This is a genomic window from Rathayibacter sp. VKM Ac-2856, assembly GCF_013205055.1.
Classification (GTDB): domain Bacteria; phylum Actinomycetota; class Actinomycetes; order Actinomycetales; family Microbacteriaceae; genus Rathayibacter.
In genome coordinates this window covers 35,592-47,408 of the sequence record NZ_JABMLF010000001.1, presented here as the reverse complement: position 1 = coordinate 47,408, position 11,817 = coordinate 35,592, and the positions used below count along the sequence as shown (strand labels likewise).

Sequence of the window (11,817 nt, the reverse complement as noted above, 5' to 3'; positions counted from 1 at the left end):
TTGCCCAGGCCTGCGGCCCGCGCGCCCATCAGAAAGCGCCAGCACACGATGACAGCAACCGCCAGCGACGTCGGCCGCACGAAGCCGCGCCGCCGCCCGCCCCACCTTCTCGGCTGGGCCTACGCCGCCCCGACGGCTCTGTTCGTCGCGCTGCTCTTCCTCGTCCCCCTCGGACTCGTCCTGCAGATGTCCGTCTCGGACTGGCCTCTGCTCGCCGGGAACCGCGGGGTGAACTTTCCCACCAACTTCGGCGACGCCGTGACCGACCGCTTCTTCTGGGCGTCCGTCCGCTTCACCCTGCTCTACACGGTCATCACGACCGTGATCCTGCTCTCGCTGAGCCTCGCGCTCGCGCTGATCGTGCAGGAGTCGACCCGCTGGAAGACCTTCCTCCGCACGGCGTTCCTCATCCCGACCGCGCTGGGACTGGCCTCCGCCTCGCTCCTCTTCTACGTCCTCTACTCCCCTCTCGCCGGCCCCTTCGCCGGCCTGATGGAGAGCTGGGGCATCACCTTCCTCGGCACCCCAGAGGGAGCGCTCTGGTCGACGGTCTTCCTCATCGTCTGGCGCTTCGCCGGCTTCTACATGCTGCTGATGATGGTCGGCCTCCAGGGGATCCCCGAGGAGGTCTACGAAGCCGCCCGGATCGACGGCGCCTCGCGCCTGCAGACCTTCACCGGGGTGACGCTCCCCCTGCTGAAGCCCACCCTCGCGCTGACCACCGTCCTCTGCGTGACGGGCTCACTGCTCGCGTTCGAGCAGTTCTACATCCTCACCAAGGGCGGCCCGGACAACTCGACCATCACGGTCGTGCAGCTGATCTACAGCGTCGCCTTCCAGGGCCAGAACGACCTCGGCGTCGCCGGCGCCCTCTCGGTGATCGTGCTGCTCGCGCTGGTCGTTCTGAACATCGTGCAGATCCGCTCCTTCGGCAAGAAAGACGACTGATGACCAACTCGCTCGAACTCGACCGCCTCTCGACCCGCGCGATCGTCACCGCGGACTCGAGCACGCCGTCGCCGCGGCGGCCGCGCGGCTCGCGCCTCGCCGGCATCGCCGTGCAGACCCCGTTCTACGTCCTCACCGGCGGTCTCGCCGTGATCTTCCTCTACCCGTTGATCTGGACTGCCGTGTCCTCCGTCGCCCCGCGCGCGGGTACCGGCCAGACCGACGGCTGGGGGCTCGGCAACTACGGGACTCTCGTCGACTACCAGGCGGGGATCTGGGTCTACCTCGGCAATTCGCTGCTCGTCTCGGGTCTCACGGTGATCCTCACGCTCGGCACATCGCTGCTGGGCGGCTACGCCTTCTCGCGGTTCTCCTTCCCGGGGAAGGACCTGCTCTTCCTCTCCACTCTGGCGATCCTGATGGTGCCCTACGCCACCCTCCTGATCCCGCTCTACGTGCTGCTCAACCTGGTCGGTCTCTCGAACTCCCTCGTCGGGGTCGCACTCGTCCTCACGATGTTCCAGCTGCCGCTCGCGACGTTCCTCATGCGGATCGGCTTCGACGCGGTTCCGAAGGAGCTCGACGAGGCGGCGAAGATGGACGGCTGCACCACCTGGTCCGTCCTCTGGAAGGTGCTGCTGCCCGCCGTGAAGCCCGGCCTCATCACCGTGGGACTGTTCGCGTTCCTCGCCGCGTGGAACGACTTCATGGCGCCGCTGATCCTCATCACCGACTCCGATCGGATGACGCTGCCGCTCGCGATCTCCAATCTCCGCGGGCAGGTCCAGGGCGTCGTCGACTACGGCGCCACCGAGGCCGGCGTTGTCGTCCTCGCGCTGCCGTGCATCCTCCTGTTCCTGCTCCTGCAACGCCACTACGTCCGCGGCTTCATGTCCGGCGCCTTCAAGGGATGACCATGACCATCGACACTCACCCCCGCACCCCCTCCTCCCACGACCGCGACGCGCTCTCGCGCACCATGGCTCCCGCCGTCCCCGCCGCCGGCGCCCTCACTCCGCTGGGCCTGGACGAGGTCGAGCTGACCTCGGGCTTCTGGGCCGACCGCCAGCGCACCAACGGATCCGCGACCCTCGACCACATCGAGTACTGGCTCGAGCGCGAGGGCTGGCTGCCCAACTTCGACCACGCCGCCGCGGGCACCCTCGCAGGGCACCGCAGCGGACGCGAGTTCGCGGACTCGGAGATCTACAAGTACCTCGAGGCGCTCGCCTGGGAGATCGGACGGACCGACGACCCCGCACTCGAGCTGCGCCTGCGGCACATCGTCTCGCGGGTAGGAGCGGCCCAGGAGCCGGACGGCTACCTCAACACGCGCTTCGGCCGAGAAGAGCAGGCGAAGCGCTGGTCGGACCTCGAGTGGGGCCACGAGCTCTACTGCCTCGGACACCTCTTCCAGGCCGCGGTGGCGCGCGAGCGCACCCGACCCGGCGCTGACGACGGGCTGCTCGTCATCGCCCGACGCGCCGCCGACCTGATCTGCCTCGTCTTCGGCGAGGGCGGAATCGAATCGGTCTGCGGCCACCCCGAGGTCGAGACCGGGCTCGTCGAGCTCTCCCGGGTGACGGAGGACGACCGCTACCTCGAGCTCGCCCGCCTGTTCGTCGAGCGCCGGGGCCACGGCGTCCTCGCCGACATCGAGTGGGGGCGCTCCTACTACCAGGACGACGAGCCGGTCCGCTCCTCCAGCGTGCTGCGCGGGCACGCGGTGCGGGCGAACTACCTCGCCTCGGGTGCGGCAGACCTCGCCGTCGAGACCGGCGACGAGGAGCTGCTGGACGCCCTGGGCCGTCAGTGGCACGCCACCGCCTCCCGCCGCACCTACATCACCGGCGGCCAGGGCTCGCACCACCAGGACGAGGCGTTCGGCGACGACCACGAGCTGCCGCCGGACCGCGCGTACTCCGAGACCTGCGCCGGGATCGCGTCGGTGCAGTTCAGCTGGCGGCTGCTGCTGGCCCGCGGAGGTTCGGAGTACGCCGACCTCATCGAGCGCACGCTCTTCAACGTCGTCGCGACCTCGCCCTCCCGCGACGGCCGGGCGTTCTACTACGCGAACACGCTGCACCAGCGCCGCCCCGGCGCCCCCGCCGACCCCTACGAGGCCTCCGTGCGCGCTTCCTCGTCGCTGCGCGCACCGTGGTTCGAGGTCTCGTGCTGCCCGACGAACGTCGCGCGCACCTTCGCCAGCCTCGCGGCCTACCTCGCGACGAAGGACGCGCACGGCATCCAGCTGCACCAGTTCGCGTCCTCGCGCATCACCACCGTCCTCGCCAGCGGCCAGGCGATCGAGCTGTCGATCGAGACCGCCTACCCGGACGCGGGGAGGATCGCGATCCGGGTGCTGGAGAGCGGACCGGCGCCGTGGACCCTGAGCGTGCGCGTGCCGAGCTGGGCCGCCGAGCCCGAGGTCGCGCTGCAGCGCGCCGACGGAACGGCGAAGCCGTCGGAGAAGCGGATCAGCGACGGCTACCTGGAGCTCAGCGCGACCTTCGCGCGCGGCGACGAGATCGTGCTGGACTTCGCTCTCCCCGCGCGCTTCGTGCGCGCCGATCCTCGGATCGACGCCGTGCGCGGCTGTCTCGCCGTCGAGCGCGGCCCCCTGGTCTACGCGCTCGAATCGACCGACGTGCCCGAGCAGCTGCACGCCGCGGACGTCTCGACCCTGCGCCTGGACGCGGGCGTCGAGCCGCGCGTCGTCGGCTCGGACGTCCAGGTGCGGCTGATCTCCCTCACGCCGACCGAGGGCGCCTGGCCCTACTCGTCCGGACCGTCCGGGACCGGTCGCGTCGAGGGGCACTGGCCCGTCGCGCTGACGCCGTACTACGACTGGGCCGAGCGCGGCCCCTCGACGATGCGGGTCTGGATCCCCGTCGCCGGCTGACCAGGATCGCGATCGACAGGAACGACGAGCCGTCGTGGAGCTCTGCTCCGCGGCGGCTCTTCGCTGTCTCCCGCCGGAGCGGTGCCATCGCGCAGATCGATAGACTTTCGCTTCTTTCGTTCGCTCATCATCGGATCGTCCACCTGATCCGCAGGGTTTTTCGTCATTTTGCGGTGAGGGGGAGCGAAACCACATTAAAAGGCTTTCGCTTCTCTCAGGAGATTGTTAGCGTGCTCGTGGTCCCTCCCGCCTCCTCGGTTCGGCGAGACCGGTTCCTTCCTTCAGAGTCGAACAGAACGGGAGCGTCCGCGACGATGCGAACACCCACAAGAGCCCGAGCGGTCACGTCCGCACTCGCCACCGCCCTCACGGCGGTCCTCGCCGGATCGGTTCTCGTCGCTGCGCCCGCGTCCGCGGCCACGGCGTGGGATCCGTACGACGAGGGCCTGCAGAACAGCAACCAGAGCCTCGGCTATCCCACCTTCGCCAACGGCGACAAGGCCATCCCGTCGACGACGGCGACCTACGATCCCACCGTCTCCCACCTCGGGAAGATCTACGCAGCGGACATCGCGGCCGGCGCCGGCTCTGCTCCGGGCAAGGACTTCTGGCTCGACCGGATGCTCTCGCGCGACGGCGTGCAGCCCGACGAGGCGGGCGGGCTCGACTTCGTCTCGGACCAGCCCGCGAACATCGACTACGACAACAACGGCGTCTTCTTCTCGCGCGGACGCGCCGTCTACATGCAGAACTCTGACGCGGGGCTGGGCTTCCGCGGCCGCATCGCCTACATCGAGGACCTCGGCCAGAGCGGCTCGACCCTGACCGCGAGCGTGAACGGCGCCGCCGTCTCCCTCCAGGAGAATCAGGCGAAGCGTCACAACACGCCCAGCTACTGGTACTCCGAGTACACCGGCGGCGGCCTGCTGGTGAAGCAGACGAAGTTCATCTCGCGGCAGAACGTCGCGGTCGAGCGGCTGCAGGTCAGTACGACCGACGGCTCCACGAAGACGGTCGCCCTCCGCGCCGAGTCCGGCCTGGCCCGGACCGCGGCCGGCAGCGAGCTGACCGGCTCGGTCACGACCGCGAACAACGTCACCCAGGTCGCGACCCGCTTCTCGGGCGACGGCTTCGGGGTCGACGGGACCGCGCTCACGCGCACCGTCTCGGCATCGACCACCCCGGCCGACGTGAAGCTGCAGCTCGGCTTCACCACCGCCGAGATCCCCGAGAGCACCACCGAGTTCCAGTCGATCGCCGCGGCGACCCCGCAGGCAGCCTTCACGACGCAGACCACGAGCTACAACACGTGGTGGGTCGAGAACATCCCCTACCTCGAGACGCCTTCGGGCGAGATCGACAAGACGCTCTTCTACCGCTGGTGGCTGCTGCGCACGAACTTCCTCGACGCGCAGGTGCCCGGCAACGACTACCAGTTCCCCACCTCGATGGAGGGGGTCTTCGGACAGGCCTACAACAACGCGATCGTCCTCACGGCAGGCATGTTCATCGAGGACATGAAGTACTTCCGCGACCCTTCCAGCGCCTACGGCACCTGGCTCTCGGCCGGTGAGACGGCCCGCCAGAGCCGCTACATCGACAACCCCGGCAACCCGGTCAACTGGAACAGCAGCTACACCAACTACATCTCCGAGGCCGCGTGGAACTCGTACGCGCTGCACGGCGGCGACTCGGCGATCGCCGACAAGCTCGCGACCTACGCCGAGGACGACATCACCGGCCAGCTGGCCGAGTTCGACTCGAACAAGAACAACCTCCTCGAGTACTCGAACCCCGCCCTCACCGGCAACGACGTCGACGCTGTCTCGTTCTCGTGGCGCAACAAGGACGCGTGGAACTCCTACCCGATGGACCGTCCCGAGAGCGCCTACCTCTACTCCGGTGCCGTAGCAGCCGCCGAGGCCTACCGCCTCGCCGGCGACACCGCGGGCGCCGATCGCATGACAGCGCAGGCCGAGGCGATCAAGAAGTCGGTCCTCGACGTCCTCTGGGAGGACAAGCGCAGCACCGCCGACGAGGCCGGCTTCTTCGGCAACATGATCAAGGCCTCCTACTCGGACGGCTCCTCGGGCCTTCCCGCCGGATCGAAGATCCCGTGGAAGGAGGTCAACATGTACTACCCGTACACCGTCGGCCTCATGCCCAAGCCGGGCGACGCGGACTTCGACCAGAAGTACCTCGACGCCTTCCGCCTCTTCGTCGACAGCGAGCAGTACGCGCCCTTCCCCTTCTACACCGCCAATCAGAAGGACGCGAAGTCCCGGGCGCTGCGCGACGCCGGCTCGGGCAAGCACTACTCGAACAACTTCTCGACCATCAACTCGACGGTCATGTTCCGCCTGCTCTCCTCGACACTGCGCGACTACCCGAACTCGTACCTGACCAGCGACTACTACAAGAAGATGCTCTACTGGAACGCCTGGGCCAGCTACGAGAAGGGCGACGTCACCCGCCAGAACGAGAACGAGTTCTGGTCGCACGGCTCGGCCGCCGACGGTGGATCGATCAAGTACCGCTCCTGGATCCACCAGACCCAGCTCGGCACGACGAACTTCACCGTCGTCGAGGACGCGATGGGCCTGCAGGCCCGCACCGACTCGGTCCTCGAGCTCTCGCCCATCGACATCGACTGGGACCACTTCACGGCCAACAACCTGAAGTACCACGACAAGGACCTCACGATCGTGTGGGACGAGCCCGGAGGAACGCGCCACTACGGCGACACCCCCGAGGGCTACTCCGTCTACCTCGACGGGAAGCGCGCCTTCACGATCGACAGCCTGATGCCGGTCGAGTTCGACACCGTCACCGGTGCCGTCACGACCGACGCGACCGTGCTCTACTCGGCCGCGAACGCCGTGAAGCCCGCGCAGGACGTGCGCTTCGCCGCCACCGACCGGGTCGTCGACCTGCTCGGCAAGGCCGGCGTGGACGTCGACCCGACCACCAGCGCAGCGCCCGACCTCGCCCAGGGCAGGACCGCCACGGCCTCCTACTCGGCCGGCGGCAGCACCCCCTCGGGCAAGAGCCTCGTCCCGGCGAACGCCGTCGACGGCTCCACCGTCAACGAGCCCTTCTGGGGCACCGCCGGTTCGCCGAACGCCAGCGACTGGCTGGAGATCGACCTCGGCAGCGCGCAGAAGGTGAACCAGGCCGGGATCTACTTCTACCGCACCTCCTCGGGCACGACCGTGCAGGGCTACTCCGCGCCGAAGTCGTACTCGGTGCAGTACTGGGACGGCGCGGCCTGGAAGTCGGTGACGGCTCAGGCCCGCACGCCGAAGGTCCCGACCGGCAACGAGAACACCGTCCGGTTCGCCGACGTGACGACCCAGAAGATCAGGGTCCTCGTCGCGCACCAGCAGGGCCAGAAGACCGGCATCAAGGAGGTGCAGCTGAAGAACGTGACGGCCGCCTACACGCCGGCCGAGAACGCGGCACCCGTCGTGTCGATCCAGCGCCTCGCCGTCGCCGACCCGAGCATCGCCCGATTCACCGGAACCGCCTCCGACGACGGACTGCCGATCGGCGAGCTCAGCCAGGCGTGGACCGTGGTCGCGAAGCCCGCGGACTCGACGGCGACCTTCACCGACGCGGCCTCCGCGGCGACGACGGTCCGCTTCTCGAAGCCCGGCTCGTACACGCTGCGCTTCACCGCCTCGGACACCGTGAAGGAGACGACGCTCGAGCAGGTCGTCGAGGTCTCGGACGTCCGACCGCTGGGCCCGGAGGTCGGGTCGTACGCGACTCCGTCCGCCTCCTACGTCGCCCCGTGGAACCGCCTCGCCTCGATCAACGACGGAGAGACGGTGGCCGGTGCGCAGACCGAGCAGACGAAGCTCTGGGGCACGTACGCCGACGGCACCCGCCCGGCGAGCCAGACGCTCACTTACACCTGGTCCACCCCGACGCGGGTGGCCGGCGCCGGGGCGTCGTTCTGGAACGACGCGGAACAGGGCAGCGGGGGCGGCGTCGCCCTTCCCGCCTCCTGGTCGCTCGAGTACCTCGACGGCACCACCTGGAAGCCGGTCGTCCTGCGCCCCGGGACCCAGTACCCGGTGAACGCGATCGGCACGCCCAGCGAGGTGGCCTTCACCCCGGTGACGACCACGCAGCTGCGCGCGACCGTCCAGGCCAGCCGGTCCACGAGTGGTGCCTACTCCGCGATCGCCGCATCCGAGTTCGACGTCTACGCCGACTACCCGGGCTCCTTCGAGGCGGTGGCCAAGCGCACCACGGTCAACACCCCGGTGACGCTGCCCGCGACCGTCGTCGCCGTCTACTCGGACGGCTCGCGCGGCGAGCTGCGCGCGACCTGGGACGCGATCCCCGCCTCCCGCTTCGCGACACCCGGCGTGATCACCGCGACCGGCGTGCTGACGGGATCGACGCAGGCGGTCACGGCGACCATCAGCGTCGGCGACAGCGGCAGCGACATCTCCTCCATCGAGCAGCAGACCGCGACCACGGCCCTGGGCAAGGCGCCCGTCCTCCCGCGCACCGCGGTCGCCGTCTTCAGCGGCGGCACCGGAGCGAAGGAGTCGCGCGCCGTCACCTGGGACGCCGTCCCGCCTGCGTCCTACGCCACCGCTGGCACCTTCACGGTGCTCGGCGCGATGGCCGGGACCACGGTCCGGCCCAGCGTGACCGTCACGGTCGAGCCGGGCGCCACCACGGCTCCGAAGGCACCGGCGGCACCCACCGTCGCCGTCGCCGGTGACGCGGCCACCCTCTCGTGGACCGCCCCGGCCGACGGAGGGGCGGCGATCACGGGCTACACCGCCACCGTCACCCCGACCGGGGGCGCGGCGATCACGAAGACCGGCACGACCACGAGCGCCGTGTTCGCAGGCCTGCCTGCAGGGACCTACACCGCGAGCGTCGTCGCGACCAACTCGGTCGGAGCGTCCACCGCGTCGCCCACCGCCTCCTTCACCATCGCCGCGGCCCCCGCGCTGAAGGTGACGGCGTCGGCAAGCTCGCGGTGCATCAACGGCAAGGTCGTGCTCACCGTCACCGCGAAGAACGAGGAGGCGACGCCGATGGGCATCACGCTCCGCACCGCCTACGGCACCAAGGTCTTCCCGGGCGTGAAGCCCGGCTCCTCGGCGACGCAGGCGTTCACCACGCGCCTCGGCTCGATCCCGGCGGGCACCGCCACCGTCGACGCGACGGCGACCGTGAACGGGAAGGCCCTCAGCCGGACCGTCGACGCGCCGTACACCGCTCGCAGCTGCTGAGCACGGGAGGGAGGGGAGCGGGACGACCCGCTCCCCTCCCTCCGCTCCCCCTCCGGCCGCCGGCCGGATCCCTCCCTCGCTCGTCCGCGAGTCAGACTCGAAAGAAGAAGCAATGACGCGTCGCACCCTCCTGGCCCGCTCCGCGGTCGCCGCCGCCGGCTGCCTGCTCCTCACCGCCGTCGCCGGCCAGGCGGTCGCCGCCGAGCTCGGCGACGACTCCGTCTCGGTCGACGTGACCATCACCCCGCTCACCACGCCCGGGGTCCTGTCCATGAGCGTCGCCGGGACCTCCACCGCCCTCACCGAGACGGGATCGACACCGCAGCTGCGCCGCTTCACCGGCACCCTCCCGACCGTCACCGTCACCGACACCCGCGCGGCAGCCGACATCCCCGACGGGGCGGGCTGGTACGTGCTCGGCACCGCGTCCGCGTTCGTCGGCAGCGCGGGCCAGGAGGCGATCCCGACGACGCAGCTCGGCTGGTCGCCCCGACTGATCGACGGTGGCGACAGCGGGATCGTCTCGGCCGGATCCGATGTCGGGACCGTCTTCGACGACGCCCCCGGCAACGTCGGGCTCGTGGACCAGGAGTTCCTGGCGATCACCGACGACTCCGCCGACGTCGCGACCGAGGGCAGCTGGACTTCGACCGCCGAGCTCGTCCTCGAGACGCTCCCGGCGACCGCCGCGGGCGACTACAGCTCGACGCTGACGCTGACGCTGATGGAGTAGCGGCCCTCGTCCCGAATCTCCCCCTGCGGCCCGCGCGAAGCCCTCGCGCGGGCCCGTCTCACCACCGCTCGATGAGGAGCCACCCGTGACCGATCCGCACCCCCTCGCCGGCGCCTCCAGGCGCGCACTGCTCGGCGGCGCACTCGCCGGCGGAGCGGCCCTGCTCGCCGGCCTGCCGGCGCAGGCCGCACCTCTCGCCGCCACTCCCCCGCAGATCCTCCTGCACGACGGATTCCTGCCGATCCCGGGATGGGAGCGGCGCGGCGTGATCCTGGAGAAGGACCTCCCCTGGGAGAGCGACCTCCTCCAGGACCCCTGCTGCGTCTACGACTCCGGGTCGGGACCACTGTTCAAGAGCTGGTACGGCTCGCTGCACGGTATCGGCTACGCAACCAGCGAGGACGGTCTCACCTGGACGAAGCGGCCCGAGGCGCTACTCCTCCCCACCCTCGAGACGGAACGCGGCTACCTCAACCAGCCCAGTGTCGTGCTGAAGGACGGCCTGTGGCACATGACCTACTTCGGCATGGACACCTCGGGCATCGGCCGGATCCACTACGCGGTGGCGACGCAGCCGGACGGGCCCTTCGAGAAGAAGGGCGTGGTGCTCGCGCCGACCGCGGTGTGGGAGGACGGCTTCCTCTACAACTCGTCGCTCCTGCACGATGCCACGGCCGGCCTCTGGAAGATGTGGTACACCGCCGGCAAGATCGCCTCGGCCGGTGGCGAGCCCGAGTTCATCTGCTATGCCACCGCCGTCCGCCCGGAGGGACCCTGGACGAAGCACCCCGCCAACCCCCTCGTCCGGCCGATGGAGGACGGCGGCTGGGCATCGCTCGGAGTCGGCGGTCCCAACGTCCGCAGGCTCGCCGACGGGACCTACGAGAGCCGCGTCATCGGCTGGCAGGCCGACCACCCGTCGCGCGCGGGCCGCATGACCTCCCCCGACGGCCTCGCCTGGACCCTCGACCGCTCGCGCCTCGACCTCGACCTCGGCGTCGTCGGCGGCCCGGAGGACTCGATGATCTACCGCTCCTTCGCCGTCGAGCACCAGGGCCGCACCCACCTTCTCTACAACGTCAAGAACAACCGGCCCGGCTGGAACGAGACGATCCAGCTCGCCGTCTGGAGCGCTTCCGTCGCCGTCATCGACCCCGCGAAGTGGGCGATGACGCACGCCGCGGTCGTGCCCACCGGAGCGTCCTTCGAGATCCGGGACGGAGCGGCCCGCAGCCTCGGCAACGCGCCGAGCACCTCACCGCAGGCCCTCCAGGGCAACGCGCTGCTGCAGGCGCCGGACTACGCCGTCTCGGTCGCCGTCACTCCCACGGGATCGACGCCCGAGGGTCGCGACACGGTCGTGATCGCGCGCAGCACGACCCGGGGCGACCACTACTACGCCGGCATCTCGGCGTGGGGGAACCGCTACGCCCTCGGCCGCCTCGCGAACGGGCAGAACACGAAGCTCGCAGGAGTCGGCGCGGCGAGCGAGATCATCGCGGGAGTGGAGCACCGTCTTCGCTTCGAGGTCGAGGGTGCGCAGCTGCGGCTCTTCGACGACGGCGTGCTCGTGCTGTCGGCGTCCGACTCGACGCACCGCCCCGCGGCGAGCTACGTGGGTCTGCAGAGCAGCTACGGCTTCGGCACCGCCGAGTTCCGCGACCTCACAGTCACGCGTCTCGGCGCCGCTCCCGTGCAGTACGCCGCGACGACGACCGTCAGCACGCGGTGCGCGGGCAGCAGCGTGTACATCACGGCGACCTGCCGGAACCAGGAGTCGGTGCCGCTGCGGGTCCTGTTCGAGACGCCCTTCGGGTCGCGCACCTTCGCGAGCGTCGCGCCGGGGACGAGCGCGACTCACGCGTTCACCACGCGGAGGACGTCGGTGGCGGCCGGGTCCGTGACGGTCTCGCTCGGCGAGGCGGGCGCAGTCGAGCAGCGCGTGCTCGGCTACGCCCCGAGGACCTGCTGAT

Annotated in this window: 6 protein-coding genes; all 6 read left to right on the top strand. The window is 70.1% G+C overall.

All coding sequences use genetic code 11. From position 1 onward, the window contains the following. The first annotated feature begins 48 nt into the window (after positions 1 to 48). Positions 49 to 948, top strand: a complete 900-nt coding sequence (locus tag HQQ82_RS00165; protein ID WP_173231088.1) for a carbohydrate ABC transporter permease — start codon at positions 49 to 51, stop codon at positions 946 to 948. Continuing rightward, positions 948 to 1,862: a carbohydrate ABC transporter permease gene (locus tag HQQ82_RS00160; protein ID WP_173231087.1), complete on the top strand. Its 915-nt coding sequence runs from the start codon at positions 948 to 950 to the stop codon at positions 1,860 to 1,862. Before HQQ82_RS00165 ends, HQQ82_RS00160 begins: the two co-directional genes overlap by 1 nt. A gap of 2 nt (positions 1,863 to 1,864) precedes the next feature. Continuing rightward, positions 1,865 to 3,850 (top strand): glycoside hydrolase family 127 protein, encoded by a 1,986-nt coding sequence (locus HQQ82_RS00155; RefSeq protein ID WP_173231086.1) that lies wholly within the window; start codon positions 1,865 to 1,867, stop codon positions 3,848 to 3,850. 314 nt (positions 3,851 to 4,164) lie between these two features. Next, a complete protein-coding gene (locus HQQ82_RS00150; RefSeq protein WP_173231085.1) occupies positions 4,165 to 9,111 on the top strand; it encodes an Ig-like domain-containing protein in 4,947 nt (1,648 codons plus the stop codon). Positions 9,112 to 9,223: 112 nt separating this feature from the next. Then, on the top strand, positions 9,224 to 9,844 hold the full coding sequence (locus HQQ82_RS00145; RefSeq protein ID WP_173231084.1) for a hypothetical protein: 621 nt from the start codon (positions 9,224 to 9,226) through the stop codon (positions 9,842 to 9,844). An 85-nt stretch (positions 9,845 to 9,929) separates the two neighbouring features. Beyond that, positions 9,930 to 11,816: a hypothetical protein gene (locus HQQ82_RS00140; RefSeq protein WP_173231083.1), complete on the top strand. Its 1,887-nt coding sequence runs from the start codon at positions 9,930 to 9,932 to the stop codon at positions 11,814 to 11,816. Position 11,817: the final 1 nt, after the last annotated feature.